Source organism: Pantanalinema sp. (genome assembly GCA_036704125.1).
GTDB lineage: Bacteria > Cyanobacteriota > Sericytochromatia > S15B-MN24 > UBA4093 > JAGIBK01.
Genome location: DATNQI010000019.1, coordinates 1 through 17,757, shown reverse-complemented (window position 1 = coordinate 17,757; position 17,757 = coordinate 1). Strand labels below are relative to the sequence as shown.

At 68.9% G+C, this 17,757-nt stretch carries 12 protein-coding genes; 2 read left to right on the top strand and 10 right to left on the bottom strand.

Annotation, left to right across the window (positions count from 1 at the left end; genetic code table 11):
* Positions 1-123: 123 nt before the first annotated feature.
* Entirely contained in the window at positions 124-2,400 is a 2,277-nt protein-coding gene (locus V6D00_02625) for an N-6 DNA methylase (protein ID HEY9898054.1), read from the top strand.
* Here V6D00_02625 and V6D00_02620 read toward each other — a convergent pair.
* From V6D00_02620 to hemA, 3 genes are all read right to left on the bottom strand, one after another.
* Positions 2,397-3,302: a diguanylate cyclase gene (locus V6D00_02620; GenBank protein ID HEY9898053.1), complete on the bottom strand. Its 906-nt coding sequence runs from the start codon at positions 3,300-3,302 to the stop codon at positions 2,397-2,399. The genes V6D00_02625 and V6D00_02620 overlap by 4 nt on opposite strands.
* A gap of 179 nt (positions 3,303-3,481) precedes the next feature.
* Entirely contained in the window at positions 3,482-4,243 is a 762-nt protein-coding gene (locus tag V6D00_02615; GenBank protein HEY9898052.1) for a winged helix-turn-helix domain-containing protein, read from the bottom strand.
* A 175-nt stretch (positions 4,244-4,418) separates the two neighbouring features.
* Positions 4,419-5,732, bottom strand: coding sequence for a glutamyl-tRNA reductase (hemA, locus tag V6D00_02610; protein ID HEY9898051.1), 1,314 nt, complete (start codon positions 5,730-5,732; stop codon positions 4,419-4,421).
* A 319-nt stretch (positions 5,733-6,051) separates the two neighbouring features.
* Between hemA and V6D00_02605 the strand changes: the two genes are divergently transcribed.
* Positions 6,052-7,554 carry a hypothetical protein gene (locus V6D00_02605; protein ID HEY9898050.1) on the top strand — a complete coding sequence of 501 codons (1,503 nt, stop codon included), beginning with the start codon at positions 6,052-6,054 and terminating at the stop codon, positions 7,552-7,554.
* A gap of 56 nt (positions 7,555-7,610) precedes the next feature.
* Here V6D00_02605 and thrS read toward each other — a convergent pair whose 3' ends face one another.
* The 7 genes from thrS to V6D00_02570 all read right to left on the bottom strand — a co-directional run.
* Positions 7,611-9,623, bottom strand: coding sequence for a threonine--tRNA ligase (thrS, locus tag V6D00_02600; GenBank protein ID HEY9898049.1), 2,013 nt, complete (start codon positions 9,621-9,623; stop codon positions 7,611-7,613).
* A 99-nt stretch (positions 9,624-9,722) separates the two neighbouring features.
* Complete coding sequence (locus tag V6D00_02595; protein ID HEY9898048.1) at positions 9,723-11,153, bottom strand: sugar transferase; 1,431 nt, start codon at positions 11,151-11,153, stop codon at positions 9,723-9,725.
* Between the two features lie 70 nt (positions 11,154-11,223).
* Positions 11,224-11,871 carry a polysaccharide biosynthesis/export family protein gene (locus tag V6D00_02590; protein HEY9898047.1) on the bottom strand — a complete coding sequence of 216 codons (648 nt, stop codon included), beginning with the start codon at positions 11,869-11,871 and terminating at the stop codon, positions 11,224-11,226.
* Between the two features lie 18 nt (positions 11,872-11,889).
* Positions 11,890-13,089, bottom strand: a complete 1,200-nt coding sequence (locus V6D00_02585; protein ID HEY9898046.1) for an O-antigen ligase family protein — start codon at positions 13,087-13,089, stop codon at positions 11,890-11,892.
* On the bottom strand, positions 13,086-15,182 hold the full coding sequence (locus tag V6D00_02580; protein HEY9898045.1) for a polysaccharide biosynthesis tyrosine autokinase: 2,097 nt from the start codon (positions 15,180-15,182) through the stop codon (positions 13,086-13,088). Before V6D00_02580 ends, V6D00_02585 begins: the two co-directional genes overlap by 4 nt.
* A gap of 220 nt (positions 15,183-15,402) precedes the next feature.
* Positions 15,403-16,827 carry a flippase gene (locus V6D00_02575; protein ID HEY9898044.1) on the bottom strand — a complete coding sequence of 475 codons (1,425 nt, stop codon included), beginning with the start codon at positions 16,825-16,827 and terminating at the stop codon, positions 15,403-15,405.
* Positions 16,828-16,884: 57 nt separating this feature from the next.
* Positions 16,885-17,757: right-handed parallel beta-helix repeat-containing protein (locus V6D00_02570; protein ID HEY9898043.1), on the bottom strand; the 873-nt coding region annotated here is incomplete at its 5' end.

The window sequence follows — 17,757 nt, the reverse complement described above, 5'->3', positions numbered from 1 at the left end:
GACGCCTCCTTCGCGCGAGGGCATGGTAGCACCCTCGCTCCGCTCTGTTAAGGCCCGTTAAGCGCGCCCGCCGCCGAAAAGCGCCCCTTGCCACCCGTGCGGGCGGCGCCGGATAATGGGAGCATGCAGACCACGAGCCCCCGCACCCGCTCCGAGCTCTCCAAGGAGGGCCTCCTGACCCACGGCGTGGCCCTGTTGGCCGACGCCCTGTCGGTCCACGAGCCGCCCGCCGCCTGCTTCGTGCTGGCGAACGCCCTGTTCTGCCATCTGCAGCACCCGGGCGATCGCGAAGCCCTCGAGAAGGCCCTCTTCGACACCCTGAGCGGCCTGGGCGGCGACCAGACCCCGCTGTTCGCGGACGCGGCCCCCCTGCCCCTCAAGCTCGGCGCCCCCTCGGTGCCGGAGCTGACCGAGACCCTGCACGACCTCTTCTCGGCCCAGCAATGGGGCTACGAGGACGGCGAACTGCTGGGCGGCCTGTTCGAGACCCACCTCTCGAGCGTCCAGCGCAAGAAGCACGGCGCCTTCTACACCCCGGCGCCCATCGTGACCTACCTGCTCGAGGCGACCCTGCCGCCCAGGCACCTGCCCCTCTCCAAGGACTTCCGCCTGCTCGATCCTTCCTGCGGCGCCGGCAACTTCCTGTCGCTTTCGCTCGAGGCCCTCTTCGAGCGGGTCTGGACCTCGCAGACCGGCGCCGAGGGCCGCTACCTGCGCCTCAAGCGCGTCATGGGGCGCCACCTGTTCGGCGTGGACCTCAACCCCTGGGCCCTCAAGCTCGCCCAGATCCGGCTGGCCTTCGTCCAGCTCAAGCTGGTGCCCGAGCTCAAGGTGCCCCTCAAAGCCAACCTGCTCGGCCGCAACACCCTCCAGCAGCACGACGCGACCCTCGAGCCCGGCTTCGACGTGATCGTGGGCAACCCGCCCTACGGGGCCGAGATCTCGAGCCAGGACAAGCACTTCTTCCAGCGCCACTACCGCCTGGGCAGCGGTCGACAGGACACCACGGCCCTGTTCATCGAGCGATCCGCGCGCCTGCTGCGCGCCAAGGGCCGCCTGGGGCTCGTCGTCCCCCACGGCGTCACCCGCACCGGCGCCTACTACGAGTGCCGCAGGCTCCTGGTCGAGGACATGCAGCTGACGGCCCTCCTGGATCTCGGCGCGGCCTTCCCCGGCGTCAACCTCGAGACGATCGCCTTCGTCGCCGAGCACCGCCAGGCCAGGTTCTCGAACGCCGCTTTGCCCTGGGCGCCGGACGACCAGGGCGAGGTGCGCCTCGACTCCTTCCGGGACGGCTCGTTCCGCGAGCTGGGCACCCAGAGCCACGGCTTCTTCCGCAACCGCCCGACCATGCCGATCTACGCCAACCGCACCAGCGGCGGCTGGATCACCAAGGTCGAGGTCTCGGGCGTCCCCTTGCAGCACCTGGCCTGGATCCGGCGCGGGGCGGGCATCTCGGCCAGGGAGAGCGCGATCGCCCTGTGGAGCGAGGGGACCCCGGTGGTCAGGGGCCGCGACATCCGGCGCTACGGCGGCGACGAGGGCCTCCTGCGCCTCAGCCCCCGCTACGCCCTGCGCGATCGCTTCCTCTCGAGCGTGCTCTCCTCACCTCGGATCGTCTACCAGAACATCGCGAGCGCCGTGGTCGCGACCCTCCTGCCCTCGGGCAGCCTGCCGCTCGACACCGTCAACGTGCTCGAGCCCCAGTCGGACTGGAACCCTCACTACCTGCTCGCGCTGCTCAACTCGCGCCTCTTGGAGGCCTACTTCCAGCTGGTCATCGCCAACAAGGCGCAGCTCACCCTTCACCTGGACACGCCGACGCTCGGATCCTTGCCCCTCTTGATCGCGACCGAGCGAGAGCAGCGCGCCATCGCGGGCGACGCAGCCCTGGTCCTCGACTGGCTCTCGCAGACCTCGCGCTGGGACCTCAGCACGACGATCGCCGAGACGCTCTGGGAGACCCCCGAGGCCCTGGAGGCGGCCGCCAAGGAGCGGCTTTCGGCCATGGAGCTTCGGCGCAAGCGCGCCCTCGAGGCCCTCGAGGCGATCGACGCCCGGGTCTTCGACCTCTACGGGATCACCGAGGCCGAGCGCGAGGCGATCCGCGCCGAGACGACCCCCAAGCGCCTCGGCACGAGCCGCCAGACGCCGAGCAAGGAGATCGCGAAGATCGCCGAGGGGGTGATGGTGCAGGGGCTCATGCGCGCCCTCGAGGCCTCCGACCGGCCCCGCGACGCCTTCGAGCTGTACCGGAGCTGGGCGCGGCCGGACCACGACGTCATCGCCGCGGTCTGGGGCGGCGACCCGACCTCCGATTTGCCGGGGCTCCTCGCCAAGTACGGCGCCATGGTCCAGGGCTCCAGGGTCGGGCTCTGGCAGCCCGGCCTGCAGGGCTAGCTTCTCAAAGAGACGATCCGGTTGCGGCCGCCCCGCTTGGCCTCGTAGAGCAGGCGATCCGCCCGCACGAGGACGGAGTGGGGCGTGTCGTCGCCCCGAACCTCGGTGGCCCCCACGCTCACCGTGAGGCACACGTCCTCGTCGGGGGCCGAGAAGGGGTGCGCGGCGAGCTCGGAGCGCACCCGCTCGGCCTGCAGGACCGCCTCGTCCAGGGGGTGGCCCGGCAAGAGGTAAAGGAACTCCTCGCCCCCGAAGCGCCCTATCACGTCCCGGCGGCGCGAGCTGCGGCGCAGGACCTCCGCCATCTCCTGCAGCACCCGATCGCCCACCGGGTGGCCCCAGCGATCGTTGATGCTCTTGAACCGATCCACGTCGAACAGGAGGATCGCCATGGGCCGATCATGGGCGCGCGCATCGACCAGCGCGTCGGCCAGGGCCCCGTCCAGGAAGCGGCGGTTGGGCAGGCCCGTCAGGTGGTCGTGGTAGGCCAGCTCGTAGAGGCGATCGCGATCGCCGCGCAGGGCGGCGAGGCGATCCAGGCGCAGCTGAAGCAGCTTGAGGCGGGCCGCGACCTCCTGAGGGGTGCTCGGCGCGATCCACACGTCGTCGGCCTCGGAATAGCGGCCATGCTCGCCCACCTCCGCGCACGAGGGCTCGATCAGCACGATCGGCGTGAAGGGCATGCTCGACATGCCCTTCAGGATCCGGCACACCTCCACCCCGTCGATACCGGGCAAGCGCGCATCGGCCACGATCATGGCGGGGGTGGTCCGGGTCGCCTGATCGAGGGCGGTCAGGCCGTTCGAGGCCGCCAGGACCCGATACCCCGCCGCCTCGAACACCCGCGCGACCCAGTCGCGCGGCGCCGCGGAGGCGTAGATCAGGATCGGGGAGTCGGTCATTTCATCAACCTGCAAGGCGTCAGTGAGTCTGCTCCGAGGAGTCTTGCCCCGCGCCCCGCCAAAAAAAACGAGACAAGCGGCTCGAAACCGCTTGTCTCCTCAAAGTCGGGACGATCGTCCCAATCGGGATGACCGTCCCGTGAACGCTTCGTTCGCCCGTCGTTACGGACGCCTCCGGCTCAGTGCGCCGCCTTGTTACGCTGCAGGCGCGCGAGCGACTCGGAGTCGGCGACCCTCACGCGGGGCTTCATCGGCACCACGGGGGCGACGGTCTCGACCACGCGCTTGGCGCGGGGCTTGCGGGGCTCCTTGGCCTCGAGCTTGGTGACGGTGGCCTTGGCGGCCTTCACCGGCTTGAGGACGGCGGGCTTAGCGGGCTTGGCGGCCTTCGCGGCCTTGACCGCGGCGGGCTTGGCGATCGCCTTGGCCTTGACCTTGCGGGCGGTCTTCTTGGCCTTGAGCATGTCCTTGGGCCAGACGCGCAGGCCGTAGGTGCCGTCCGAGACGCGCTCGAAGGGCGAGTCGGCGTTGCGCTGCATGTCGTCGCCGACCCGGGCGCGCAGGGTGTAGGCGGGGGTCCGGCCCTCGGGGCGGATGAGGCCCGCGCGGATCGCGCGCTTGGTGATCTCCTGGTAGTGGAGGGGCTTGCCCGCGAGCGTCAGGATCTTGAGGGCCGCCTCGCGCATGCTCATCGGGTGCTCCAGGATCTTGGAGGGCTTGAGCTGCCAGGTGTGCGGCGCGGTCGCCTCGAAGCTGGACCCGGGGTTCTGCGAGGCGCGCTTGAGGACCACCCCGATCGAGCGCTCCGGGTCCCTGGTGCGCGGGGCGATCAGGCCCTTCCGCTTCGCCCGCGACACGATCTCGGCCTCGGTAAGGGGCTTGCGGGCCTCTGCCAGAATCAACTGCGCGGCTTCGAGATAGGTCATGTTCGTGGTCCTCATGTTATGTCGATCTTAGGAGCGATCGAACGTCGAAAAGCTTTCTACTGCTATTCTACCCAGAGATCCCGCGTCTAAATGCACTGGGCGCAAGTTTTTTCACCCGATCGCCGCAAATGCGGCGATCATGATCACGGAGAAAGAGATCGCCGCCTCGAATCAAGTGATCATGCCGAAATTAGGGCGAGGGAAGGGCGTCATGGCGCGCGACGAGCCGCCGCCGGTAGTGCACGGCGAAGTCCTCGACCGGAAGGTCGAACAGGTCCTGCAAGGTCCCGACGTGCTGCCGCTGCTCCTGCGCGCTCATGCCCCGCAGGCGCGAGAGGGGGCCGTGCAGGAGCTTGTTGACGATGGCCTGGCTCAGCTCCTCGATCAGGCGGCGCTGATCGCCCGAGAAGGCCTCGGCGTACTTGTCCAGGAAGCGCTCCAGCTCGCCGGCGCGGACCTGGTGGGCCTTGTCCCGCAAGGAGGCGATGGCGGGGCTCATCTGGAAGTAACGCAGCCAGGCCAGGTAGGCCGCGCGCTCCTCCTCCAGGATGGCCTCCACCTCGCTCACCACCCCCGCGCGCTCCTGCCGGCGCTCGCGGGCGATCGCCTCGAGGTCGTCCAGGCCCCACAGGCGCATGCCGGGCAGATCCGCGATGGCGGGATCCAGGTTCCGCGGCATGGAGAGGTCCAGGAGCACCAGCTCGCGACCGCCCCGGCGCGCGTGAAGGCCCGCGAGGTCCGAGGCCGAGAGCACGTGATGGGGCGCCCCGGTGCAGCACACCAGGACGTCCACCCGGGCGAGGACCTCGTCCAGGGCGAAGAAGGAGACCACCTCGCCGCCCGTCGCCTCGGCGAGGCGCCGGGCCGCCCCCTGCGTGCGGCTGGCGACGTAGATCCGATCGAGCCCCGAGCCCGCGAGGTGGCGGGCTGCGAGCTCGCCCATCTTGCCGCTGCCGAGGATGAGGATGGCGCGGCCCCGCAGCGAGCCGAAATGCTCGCGCGCCAGGTGGATGGCGGCCCCCGAGACCGAGACGGCCCCGCGCGCGATCTCGGTCTGGGATCGTGCGCGCTTGCCCGCGCTGAGCGCGAAGCGAAAGAGCGCATCCAGGATGGCGCCGGCGGCGCGCTGGTGCTGCGCGGCCGCGAGAGCCTCCTTGATCTGGGCGAGGATCTGGTGCTCGCCCAGCAGCTGGGACTCGAGCCCCGCGGCGACCCGCATGAGGTGTAGGACGGCCTCGCCCTGGGCGCGCGCCTCGAAGCCCCCCGCGTCGGCACCGCCGCGCGCCGCGAAGCGGCGCAGGGCCTCGATGCCGAGCGATGGATCCGCCGTGACCGCGTAGACCTCCGTCCGGTTGCAGGTCGAGAGGATCACCCCCTCGAGGACGCCGGGATCCGCCAGGAGATCCGAGAGGGCCCCCTGCAGGCCGTGCGCCGGCACGGCGACGCGCTCGCGCACCGCGACCGGCGCCGTCCGATGGCTCAGGCCGATCATGTGAATGAACATGGGATCCTCCTCGCCGCGATGGGCCGGCCGATCATAGCGGCGGAGGAATGACGCTCGCTTGTTCAGTTCGCCCCAAGCTCTCTGGGAGCTTCGATCCGAACAACCAAGCTTGATGAAACCAACCAAGTATTATGGGGGGACTCTGGCTAGGATGATACGCGGTTGCCTGGCAGTGGCCCCGTCCCCCGGCCCCATCGCCCCCTTCCTGCCACGGCGTATGTGCAACGCCACACGAAGCAAGAACCGACGCAGACCGACCGGATCGAGTTCGCCCCGGCGCGGCAATCGGCTCCGTCATCAGCTAGAGAGGTGTGTGTGCATGCGAAGCAGAATCGGATCCATCGTGAGCGGGGTGGTCGTGTCCACCATGGCGCTCTCCCTGGTCGGCTGTAACCTGAAGGCGGGCAACCTGGCCGCCCCGAGCGGCGACTCTCGCGAGGCCCAGGCGGGCGGCTCCTTCGCTCCCGGCGAGCCGACCCCCATCGCCGCCCACAAGGAGCTGGTCGTCACCGACCTGAGCGTGGTCAACGACTACCGGGCCAAGGGCATGGGCCCCTGGAGCTTCGGCGCCCTGATGAACGGCCTTTCGGGCGGCAAGAACACCGAGCAGTTCGTGCTCAACTGGCTCAACCAGTGGACCAAGGACGTCTACGTCAACGGCCAGAAGGTCCAGGCCCGCAAGGCGATCAAGGACCTGATCATCGACCCATGGAAACAGGCGAGCGGTGGTAGCCGGCTCGACATGAGCAAGGCGCCCTTCCGCCTTCTGGCCATCACCAATCGCGTCGACCTGCGCAAGGTGGGCAACGCCGGCGAGGGCCGCCTGGTCTTCGGCGTGGTGGACCTCAGGGACCAGGGCGAGAACAACCCGTTCCGCCCCCTGTTCACCGTCATCTTCGAGTACGGCGTCGACTTCAACATGCTCGGCGGCATGAAGTACGACCGCATGGACGATCCCAACAACAAGCAGCTGGCCAAGATCCGCATGGGGCTCGTCACCGACTGGGCCATGCGGTGGCACAAGCTGGGCACCATGAACTTCGGGCCCCAGTACAACGCCGAGCTCCAGAAGCTGACCGACGTCTTCGCCAAGGGCGGCGCCAACCGCGCGAAGCCCAACGGCAGCGCCCTCAACCAGCTGCGCACCAACGAGATCGAGCTCTCCACCCAGGAGGCGATCGCGAAGTTCGGCCCCCCCAACCCCGCCGACCCCGTCAACTTCGTGAACTTCTTCCAGTTCCTCAAGGACCACCCCTGGGAGATGCGCGAGTTCCACGTCGCCCGCGGCGGCCAGCTCGAACCCGCGCCGGTGGCCCTCACCCCGCAGATCGCGCTCAACGACACGCAGGCGCTCGCCAACTACATCAGGCGCAACGAGCAGGACATCCTCGCCGAGCAGCACCAGGTTCCCGCCGGGATGCTCGCGGGCTCGGCGCTCGTGCCCGGCGCCGGCGACTTCCCGCCGGCGGGCATCAGCGATCCGCCCCTGTTCTGGAAGGCCTCGGGCGTCAACCCGGAGGCCCGCTTCAAGTTCTCGCTCAACACCTGCAACGGCTGCCACCTGCGCGAGGGCGGCCTGCAGACCCTCCCCCCCGGCGAGGCCTTCCTCCAGGTCCGGCCGCGCAAGGCGAACGAGCCCGCCACCCTCTCGCCCTTCATGACGGGCCACGACGTCCCGGATCCCGTCACCGGCGCGGTCCGTCACCTGGACGACATCGGCCGGCGCGTCAACGACTTGAACCAGCTGATCGGCTACAGCCACAACCGCAACCTCGTCCCCACCCGCCAGATGGAGATGCCCTTCCCCAGCCGCGTCCACTAGGCGTGCAACAAGCCCCCGCCCCGGAATCCGGGGCGGGGGCTTGTTGCACGGGCGCTCTACTTGGCCTCGACGGCCTGGGGAAGGGCCTTGGTCTGGACCTCGGCGACCAGCCGGTCGATGACCTCCTGGACGCTCAGGACCTCCTGGGCGCCGGTGCGCTTGCGCAGCGCCAGGGTGCCCTGCTCGACCTCCTTCTTGCCGACGACCAGCATGTAGGGGATCTTCTGGACCTGGGCCTCGCGGATGCGGTAGTTGAGGCTCTCGTTGCGGTTGTCCAGCTCGACGCGCAGGCCCGCCGCCTTCATCTTGGCGAGGACCTCGGTGCAGTAGTCGTCATTCTCCGAGGAGATGGGGATGACGACGGCCTGGGTCGGGGCGAGCCACAGCGGGAACGCCCCCGCGCAGTGCTCCAGGTAGACCGCGAAGAAGCGCTCCAGCGAGCCCAGGATCGCGCGGTGCAGCATCACGGGCCGGTGCTCCTTGCCGTCCTCGCCGATGTAGATCAGGTCGAAGCGATCCGGCAGGTTCGAGTCGTACTGGATGGTGCCCAGCTGCCAGGTCCGGCCGATCGCGTCCTTCAGGTGGAACTCGATCTTCGGGCCGTAGAAGGCCCCTTCGCCCTCAAGGATCTCGTAGGGCAGGCCGCCGCTCTCGAGGCCCTTGGCCAGCGCCGCCTCGGCTCGATCCCAGAGCTCGTCGGAGCCGATGCGCTTCTCGGGGCGGGTCGCCAGCTTGATCTGGACCTCGCTGAAGCCCAGCACCTCGTAGACCTCGTAGAGGAACTTGATGAACCTCTCGATCTCGCCGGGGACCTGCTCGGGCGTGCAGAAGATGTGCGCGTCGTCCTGCGAGAACGACCGCACGCGCGCCAGGCCGTGGACCACCCCGCCGCGCTCGTAGCGATGCAGGCGGGCAAAATCCGCCACGCGCCAGGGCAGCTCGCGGTACGAGCGCCGCCGGGTACCGAAGATCAGGCAGTGGCTCGGGCAGTTCATCGGCTTGAGCACGAAGGAGTCCGCCTGCAGCTCCTCGTGCAGGTGCCCCGGCTCGGCGTGGGCGCACTCGTCCTCGGTCCACAGCCGGTACATGTTCTCGTTGTAGTTGCCGAGGTGACCGCTGGTGCGGAACATCTCCGGGCTGTAGGCGAGCGGGGTGATCACCTCCTGGTAGTCGTAGCGATCGTAGAGATCCCGGATGAAGGCCACGAGCTTGTTGTAGATGTAGGCGCCCTTGGGCAGGAAGAACGGCATGGCCGGCGCCGCCTCCGAGAACATGAACAGCTCGAGCTCCTTGCCGAGCTTGCGGTGGTCGCGCTTGGCGGCCTCCTCGAGGCGGGTCAGGTGGGCCTTGAGGTCGGCGTCCGAGAAGTAGGAGGTGCCGTAGATGCGGTTGAGCATCTTGTTCTTCTCGGAGCCGCGCCAGTAGGCGCCCGCGGTGCTCAGCAGCTTGAAGTGCTTGATGATGCCGGTCGAGCTCAGGTGCGGGCCGGTGCAGAGGTCCGACCAGTCGCCCTGGTGGTAGAGCGAGATCACGGCCTGGGGGTCCTTCTCGAGGATGTCGCGCAGGATCTCGGCCTTGTAGGGCTCGCCCTGGGCCTCGAACTCGCCGGCCTTGGCCGCACCGCCACCCGCGGCGACCTCCTCGCGGCTGACCTTCAGGTCGGCGCCCGAGAGCTTGCGCATCTCGGCCTCGATCTTCTCGAAGTCCTCGGGGGTGAAGGCGCGCTCGTAGTCGAAGTCGTAGTAGAAGCCGTCGCTGGTGACCGGGCCGATGGTGACCTTGGCGCCGGGGAAGAGGCGCTGGACGGCGTTGGCCATCAGGTGCGCGGTCGAGTGGCGCAGGACCTCGAGGGCCTCGGGGGCGTCCTGGGTCAGGATCTCGACCTTGGCCTCGCGGGTCAGGGGACGCGACAGGTCGACCAGCTCGCCGTCGAGGCGGGCGGCGACGGCCTTCTTGGCAAGGCTGCGGCTGATCGAGGCGGCGAGGTCTGCGATCGTCGAGCCCCCAGGGACCTCACGCTTGGACCCGTCGGGGAGCTCGATCGCGATGGGGGCGGATTCTACGGCCATGGTTCCTCCTAATCACGAGGCCATCCCGGCCGCCCTACGAACGGCGGCCGCCGGATGGCCTCCGGAAGAACCATCTTAACATCCGCGCGCAGCGGCGAATCAGCGCGCGCCGGTCTTGTTGAGCACCACCCCGACGGTCCGCAGGAGGATGAGCAGGTCGAACCACCAGGATCGGTGCTTGAGGTAGTAGAGGTCGTAGTTGAGCTTCTCCTCGGAGTCCTGGACCGAGGCCCCGTAAGGAAAGCGGACCTGGGCCCAGCCCGTGAGGCCGGGCAGCACGAGGTGGCGGCACTGGTAATGGGGGATCGCGCGCTCAAGCTCCGCGACGAACTCGGGCCGCTCGGGGCGCGGCCCGACCAGGCTCATCTCCCCCAGCAGGATGTTCCAGAGCTGAGGGACCTCGTCGAGGCGGCTCCGGCGCAAGAAGCGCCCGACCGGGGTGACCCTGTCGTCGTCGGCCTTGGCCCACACCGCCCCGCCCTTCTCGGCGTCGACGCGCATGGTGCGGAGCTTGTAGACCTTGAACCTGCGCCCGTTGAGGCCCACGCGCTCCTGAGAGTAGAAGAGCGGGCCCCGATCGACCAGGTAGATGGCGGCCGCGACGAAGGGGAAGAGCGGGAGGGCGAGGACCAGGCCAACAAGGGTGAAGGCGAGGTCCATGAGGCGCTTGGCGATCCGGTAGCCGAAGCCTCGCGTCCAGGTGAAGCGCTCGATGAAGTAGCGCTCGTCGAGGTAGCGCACGGGGATCCGGCGGCTCAGGCGCTCGAAGAGGCTGGGCAGGTCGATGGTTTCCTCCTGGGGGGCGAGCTGGCTTCGCCACTCGGCTCCGCGCAGGGCGCCGGAGCCTGCGAGGATGCTGTCGGAGTGCAGGTGAGCGACCAGCGCGGGCAGGTGGCTCGGTGCCCCCAGCACCGAAAGGGTGTCCAGGCTCGGAGCGGCTGCCGCGTCGGTCACCAGGCCCAGCGCGAGCAGGCCGCACTGGGGGTGGCGCCGGATCTCGTCGACGACCTCCAGGGCCTCTGCCTCCTCGCACAGCAAGAGCATCCGGCGACTCGAAGCGGCGCTGGCGAACAGGTCGGTGAGGAGGCTGCGGCTGATCAGCAGGGCACCGCCCCCAAGACATGCCGCCGCCACGAGGGCGAAGAACAGCTCGGCGGGCGCCCCCAGGCGCCAGGCGACGAGCGCCGCCGCCAAGGCCCCGAGCGCCATCCCCCTGAGCAGGGGGCGGGCCCCCCGCGAGCCGAGCGAGTAGAGATCCGAGGAGTAGAAGCAGCCCATCGAGACGACGAGCCACGCGAGCAACAGCCCGCCGCCCTGGGCGAGGGGCAAAGCCGAGCAGGCGAGCATGCCGAGCGCGGCGGCCGTCGTCCAGGCCCCATCGTTGAGGAACAGGATGAGGCGCCGATCGGCCTCGCGCAAAGCGAGCAGCCAGGCGTGGAGGGCCGAGCCGAGGGCCCTGTCGGGAGCGAGGGCCGGGGAGAAGAGGAGCTTCGAATCTTCCGGGGCGTAGTCCATGGATCCTGACGACATACGATTCCTCCCTACACAGCGAGCAAGTTGGAGCTTCAAGGCCTGTGGGACGACCGGGGCAACCCCGGGCTCAGGGGCGCAGGAGCCATACCGCCGAAGAGACGAAGGCCGCCAGCAACGGGATGGTCACCCGGTAGAGGTCGGGCCCCCAGACCTCCCCGACCTCGACGATCGAACCCTCCTGGATCAGAGGGTTGCTCTCCTGGCGAGACAGCAGCCGATCGAGGTCGTAGGTCTTGCCCGAGCCCGCGGGGCCCACGACCTTGATGGAGTTTCTTGCGGCACGCTCGCTCAGCCCCCCCGCGGTGGCAAGCACGTCGACCAGCGTCGGCGCCTCCTCGAAGTCGAAGGTGCCCGGCCTGCCCACCTGGCCCAGGATGGTCACGCGCATGGGGCGGAACTTGGCGACGGTCACGCTGATCTGGGGCTTGTTCAGGAAGGGGCGATAAGCGCCGGTCAGCTCGTCGGTCAGCTCGGAGACCGTCTTCCCCTGGGCCGAGAGCGCCTGGATGAGCGGCATCGAGATCTGGCCGCCGGGCCGGATGGGCTGCGCCTGGACCGAGAGGTCCGGGTGACCGAGCACCGAGACGCTCACGGCGTCGCCGTCGCGCAGCCGGTAGTCGGCCCCGAGCGCGGCGGCCGGGAGCTGTCCCGACAGGACGGCGAAAAAGGCCAGGACGATACCCCAGCGGGTCGGGTGCGAGGTGTGGTGCGACATGGCTGCTGCCTCCTCTGGTCAACGTTGCGGGTACGAAGGAACGGGGGGATCGAGATCCTTGACGAGCGCCTCGGACGGGGTCGCCTCGCGCGCTCGCATCGACGTCAGGTGGGAGCCTAGAATCCAGGCGACCCACATGAGCTTGAAGGGCAGGAAGTGGAGGAAGAACGCCGAGGCGAACAAACCGAGCAAGCCGGCGCGAACGGGGCCGACCAGGGGATGGCCCTGCCGGCCCCAGAGGTGAGTCGTGAGCACCACGAGCAGGGCCACCCCCCCCAGGATCCCCGCCTCGACGAAGGCCTCGAGGTACAGGCTGTGGGGCTCGAGGGCCTCGAAGAGGCCGGCTGCCGACCAGGTGACCCGCGGAGAGGCCCCCAGCCCGATGCCGGTGGCCCAGTGGTCGAGGCCCTTGGCCAGGAGGGCCTGCCACACCTGGGTTCTCCCCGCCCCGCTCGTGTCGCTGAGCAGATCGAAGCGGCCTAGCGCAGCGGAGCAGGTCAGGTACAGGGCCGGCAGGGCCCCGCCCAGGAAGAGGGCCGCCTTCCAGCGCCGCGCCATCAGGAGGCTCGCGAACGTCACGACCACCAGGCCGATCGCTCCTCCTCGCGACTGGGGAAGGAGGACGCCCGCCCCGATCAGGACGGCCAGGGCGAGGCCCCACCAGGGGCGCTTTCTCGCGTGGAAGAGGGCGATCGCGTAGGGGATCAACAGGCCCGCGGCGAAGAAGTTCGGGTCCGTCTGCACCCCGGCGACGACGAGCGTCGGCCGCTCGAGCCCGTCGAAATCCCCGATCTGGCCCATCGTGGCGGCGGTGATCGCCGCGAGGGCCGCGCACGCCCCGCCCCACATGAGCGCCTTCAGGGAGTTCTCGAACTCGCCGGGTGAGAGCGAGGCCAGCGAGGCGAGGGCGTAGGTCAGCCAGTGGAAGGCCACCAGGACGAGCATCCGCATGGACGCATCCGGATCGAGCGAGAAGAAGTAGCTCAAAGAGAGCACCATCGTCAGGAACGCCACCGCGAGGCTCTGCAGTCTCGCCTGGGCGCCGGCATGATGGGGAGCGAGCGCCAGCAGGAGGGCCGCCCCCACTCCGAGCAGGTTGTAGGGCAGCCAGAGGCGAAAGCCCATGATCAGGCGCTCGAACGGCAGCAGGAAGAGGAAGAGGCACCAGGGCACGAGGCGCAGCGACGCCCCTGCCCCTGCGATCGAGAGCCGCGTCATGGGCGCTCCCCTTCCCCGGCGCTGAGGTAGTAGCCCGACATCCGCACCAGGGGGGCCCGCTGCGCAACCGCGACCAGCCCCACGAGCGGGATGCGGGTGCTCCGCAACTGCTGGAGGCCCATCCCGAAGGCCTCGCGCGAGGTCCGCTGAAGGTTGGCCAGCAGCATGACTCCGTCGCACTGCTTGGCGAAGTAGGCCACGTTCGCGAACATGCCGAGCGGGGGCAGATCGAAGAGGACGAAGTCGTACGCCTGGCGCCACTCGTCGAGGGCGGGCTTGAGGTTGCGCTTGAGGCGCGCCATGTTGAGCTTGGCCTTCCCGGCCTTCACCAGGCCGACCTTGCCGACCTGGCGGACGGCATCCTGGGGGTGAATGCGCTCGCTGAGCAGCTCGGCCAGGCCCCCGTTGGAGTTCTCCTCCCCGAAGACCGCGTGGAGCCGCGGCCGGTTGAGATCGCCGTCCACCAGGAGGACCCGGTACCCCGCCTCGGCGAGGCAGAAGGCGAGATTGGCCACCGTGACGCTCTTGCCCTCACCCGGCAGGCTGCTGGTGAGGGCGAGCACCGCCCCCTCGCCGCCGGCCGGGTAGCGATCCTCGAGCGCGATCGCCAGGGCCTTGAGGGCCTCCACGTACTGGGGGCTCGACGCGTGCTTCACGACCAGCTCGCCGCGCCTCAGCTCGTGCCGCGAGAGGGTGGGGATGCTGGCGATGATCCCCACCTCGGGGAGGCAGGCGGCGAGCTCCTGCGAGCGCAGCGAGCGATCGAGCTGCTCTCTCAGCAGCCCGGCGCCGAAGGCCGTCGAGAGCCCCAGCAGGAAGAGGGCGGGAATCGAGACCCCCTTCCTGGGGAAGCTCGGCTCGCCCGGAAGCTCGGCGGGCTGGACGACCTGGGCGTAGGCCGAGGGCACCGCCCTGCTCAGGTGCGCCTCCTCCCGCTTCTGGAGCAGCTGCCGGTAGAGCTGGTTGGCGACCTCAGCGTCGCGGCTCAGGCGCGCCAGCTGCTGCTCTCGCCCGGGAAAAACGGCCAAGCCGGCGTTCAGCTTCGCGCGGCTCCGCTCGGCGGCATGCAGGTTGCTCTCGAGGGTGCGGACCTCGGTCTCGGCCATGACGAGCTGCTGGAGCAGCCCCAGCTGGACGTCGCCGAGCGATCGCACGGTTGCCTTGTGGCCGAGGGTGCCCTGGATCTCCTCCTCGATGGATCGCTTGAGAACGGCGACCCGATCGGCGAGCGCGAGCATCTCGGGGTGATCGGGGGCGAGCCCCTGCGAGCGAAGCGGCGAGGCCTCGGCGGCGAGCAGCTGCGCCTGGAGCTCACGCAGGCGAGGATTCTGGGTGATCGCGGCCAGCTCGAGGGCGTCCCTGGAGGTCATGCCGAGCTGGGAGCGCAGGGTGGCGACGCGCGCCCGGGCGCTCTCCAGGTCGAGCCGGCGCATGCGGATGGTCTGGTCCAGATCGTACAGCGCCTGGACGGAGGCCTGGATCTCCTGGGGCAGGGCGATGCTGCCGGCCTTGAGCTTGAAGGCCTGGAGGCGGCTCTCGGTGTCGGCATACTTGACCCGAGCGGCCTCGAGCTGCTCGTCGACGTACCTCATTCCCTCGCTGATCCCCTCGCGGCGAGAGCGCTCGGTGTGCTGGAGGTAGACGCTGCAGAGGGTCGTGACGACCTGCTGGGCGCGCTGCGGGTCGCGCGCGGTGTACGAGACCTCGATGAGGTCGGTCCCCTTGATGGGGTTGATCGCGATCTGGTCGGCCAGCTGATCGGGCGTGAGGGGCCTGCCGTCCGCCGCCCTCAGGTCCAGCCGGGCAATCACCTCCCTCAGGACCGGGCTGACGCGGATCAGCTCGGCCTGCGTCTGGAGCGGCTTGCTGTCCATGGTGAGCTGGGGCAGCGACTCGTTGGCGATGTTGAAGCCGCCCATGCGCTGGTCATTCCTCACGATGAGCAGCTTGGTCGTGGCTTGGTACGTCTTCGGGATGAAGGGAAGGGCTGCGCTCCCGGCCGCGACCACGACCGCGAAGGTGAGCCCCAGCACGCGCCAGCGGCGCGAGAGAAACGAGATCAGGTCTTGGTGCTGCTGCGTGTCGTACGTCATGGAAGGTTCCTTTCGGAAGGTTGGTGGACGACGTCTAGTGATACGACCGGCCAAGCGAACCCCTCCATCCTTCCACTCGGCCGGAGGTCTTCGAAGGGCAAAAGCGCCAAGGTTTCTCGGCGACACCCCCAGGGACCAGGCCGAGAGCCGGTGAGGCCCCTCCCGGTAAGGGAGGGGCCTCACCGGCTCTCGGTCCAGAGGGACGCGCGCGGTGCTCGATCTAGAGACTCGCGGGTCTCCAGAGCAGCCTGGTCTCGAACGCAGACAGCGCCTTGACTCGGATCAGCAGGAGCGGGTAGAGGAGCGCGAAGATGAGCGCCGCGGCAAGGAGGGGGACCCCCGCCCAGGCGAGCGGGATCAGGACGAGGCAAGCGATCGCCAGGCACTTCAGGGCAGGCGAGAGCTCGATGACCTTTCCGCCCAGCGAGAAGCCCTGCTGGTGGCTCATGAGGATCAGCACCAGGAGGTCGGTCGCGATGGTCACGAGGCAGGCCCCCACCGAGCCCCAGTGCGGCAGGACCACGAAATTGCCCGCCAGGTTGAAGGCCGCGGCCGCCCCGAAGCAGCGCATGCTCCGGGCCTGCTGGTCACCAGCCAGGAGGGTCGTGGCGACGGACTGGCTCAGGAAGCGCAGCGGGATGGCGAGACTGAGGAGCTGCAGCAGCAAGACGGCCTGCTCGAAGCCCGCCCCGTAAACGGTGTGGATGATGGCCGGGGCGAAGAGGATGATGAAAAGGGCGAGCGGGATGCCCGCCGCCAGGATCAGGCGGTTGGCGGCTTCGCTGTAGGAACAGAAGAGCGTCTTCTCCTGCGCGCTCGCCGCCTCGCTCATCTTGGGAAGCAAGGAGCTGTTGAGCGAGGCGGCGACGAAGGAGAGCGGCGCGATCAGGGTGCCGGCGGCCCGGTAGCATCCCACCTCCGCGCCGCCCACCAGGTGCGAGAGCAAGAGAAGGTTGAAGCTGGAGTTGATGCAGTCGAAGGCCCAGCTCAGGCCGAAGGGGATGGTCTGCTTGATCAGGCCCCACTGCGTCGCGAGCCTGAGGACGGCCCGCTCGGCATGCGGCCGGATGTGGCGGATGAAAAGCCCCCCCGCGACCAGCACGTTGAGGAGCTTGCAGAGGGTGAAGCACGTGAAGAAGGCGACCAGAGACGGCGGCCGGAGGGCGAGCCACACTCCCGCCGCGATCCAGCATGCCCGCTCGAACAGGACCGAGAGGCTCTCGAGCTCCATGCGCTCGTAGGCATGGAAGGCCGCCCGGAGGAGCAGGAAGGCGGCGATCAGGACGAGGTGAAGGGCGACCAGCACGAGCAGGCCCAGATTTCGAGAGGAGGTGATGGCCACCCCGATCCCGATCACCGCGGCGCTGCCGAGCAGCGAGAAGGGCAGCAGGGCGACCAGACCGTTGAGCACGAAGTGACGCGCCTGGGCTCGGTTCTGGGCGATGGTCCGGATCAGCAGGTTGCCGAGCCCGAAGTCGAACATGAAGATGAACACCCCGGAGAGGCTCATGTAGAGGCCAATCTGCCCGAAGGCCTCGCTGCCCCAGTGCCGGGCGATCCAGGCGTTGACGAAGAGCGCGCTCCCCAGCTCGAGCACGCGAGAGCCGATCTGAACCACCGTGTTGAAGGTGACCTTGTTTCGCATGGCGTCCTTTTCTCTGTTGCATGTGTCGCTGATGCGTGGTGCGACGTGGGCGATGATTCACTGCAGCTCGTAGGCTCCGGCGTCGGGAGCGGCGGAAACCGCCCTGCCGAGCCCCTGGTAGTCGGTGCTGATCGCGTAGGTGTTGCCCAGGTCGTCCCTGAGCACCGGCAGGGCCTTGCCCTTGTTGATGGCCGGCGAGGACGACGTCAGGCGGAAGTCCTTGCCGCTCGCCGAGACGAAGCCCGTCGGGCTCGTCAGCCAGAGGTTGTCGTGCATGGCGTAGGACGACCTGGCGCTCTCGTCGTAGGTCGCAAGACCGGTCGCGTAGCCCAGGTTGTTCATGAGCTCGGCCGTGTTGCCCCTTCCGAAGAAGGTGAATGTCGAGCGGTTGTTCAGCAGCGTGTTGTTGGCGAACAGCACGTCGGTGGCCCCGATGCCCGAGTTGTCCCACATCGACATGCCGTCGCCGGCGGTGTGATCGTAGGAGAGGTTGTTGAAGATCCAGATGTGGCGGGTGGTGAAGGCCGGGTCCTCCGAGGAGACCGTCAGGCCCGTGCGCCGGTTCGCGTTCATCCGGTTGCGGTGGATCCGGACGTAGCGCGCCCCGTCCACGTACATGCCCATGGCGTTGTCGTGGACCCAGTTGTCCACCACCTCCCCGTGCGTGGCCCCGAGCCAGATGTCGATCCCGATGTCCTTGCAGCCCCACACCTCGTTGCCGCTGACCAAAAAGCCGTCCGCCGCGACGCTGATCCCCTGGCCCGACTTCTTGGGGTTCTCCAGGCAGGTGTTGTAGACCTTGTTGTCCTTGATCACGAGGTTCTTGAGCCGGGGCTCGGTCCCCGCCGGGTGGTAGGCCAGGTGGTTGGTGATCCCGTGGTTCTGGATCTCGCCGATCGTGCAGCCCTGAATCACCAGGTTGTCGGCCTT

Excerpts from the sequence above, each read along its gene's own strand:
- V6D00_02625 (HEY9898054.1), top strand. The coding sequence starts at position 124 with ATGCAGACCACGAGCCCCCGCACCCGCTCCGAGCTCTCCAAGGAGGGC.
- V6D00_02620 (HEY9898053.1), bottom strand. The coding sequence starts at position 3,302 with ATGACCGACTCCCCGATCCTGATCTACGCCTCCGCGGCGCCGCGCGAC.
- V6D00_02615 (HEY9898052.1), bottom strand. The coding sequence starts at position 4,243 with ATGAGGACCACGAACATGACCTATCTCGAAGCCGCGCAGTTGATTCTG.
- hemA (HEY9898051.1), bottom strand. The coding sequence starts at position 5,732 with ATGTTCATTCACATGATCGGCCTGAGCCATCGGACGGCGCCGGTCGCG.
- V6D00_02605 (HEY9898050.1), top strand. The coding sequence starts at position 6,052 with ATGCGAAGCAGAATCGGATCCATCGTGAGCGGGGTGGTCGTGTCCACC.
- thrS (HEY9898049.1), bottom strand. The coding sequence starts at position 9,623 with ATGGCCGTAGAATCCGCCCCCATCGCGATCGAGCTCCCCGACGGGTCC.
- V6D00_02595 (HEY9898048.1), bottom strand. The coding sequence starts at position 11,153 with ATGTCGTCAGGATCCATGGACTACGCCCCGGAAGATTCGAAGCTCCTC.
- V6D00_02590 (HEY9898047.1), bottom strand. The coding sequence starts at position 11,871 with ATGTCGCACCACACCTCGCACCCGACCCGCTGGGGTATCGTCCTGGCC.
- V6D00_02585 (HEY9898046.1), bottom strand. The coding sequence starts at position 13,089 with ATGACGCGGCTCTCGATCGCAGGGGCAGGGGCGTCGCTGCGCCTCGTG.
- V6D00_02580 (HEY9898045.1), bottom strand. The coding sequence starts at position 15,182 with ATGACGTACGACACGCAGCAGCACCAAGACCTGATCTCGTTTCTCTCG.
- V6D00_02575 (HEY9898044.1), bottom strand. The coding sequence starts at position 16,827 with ATGCGAAACAAGGTCACCTTCAACACGGTGGTTCAGATCGGCTCTCGC.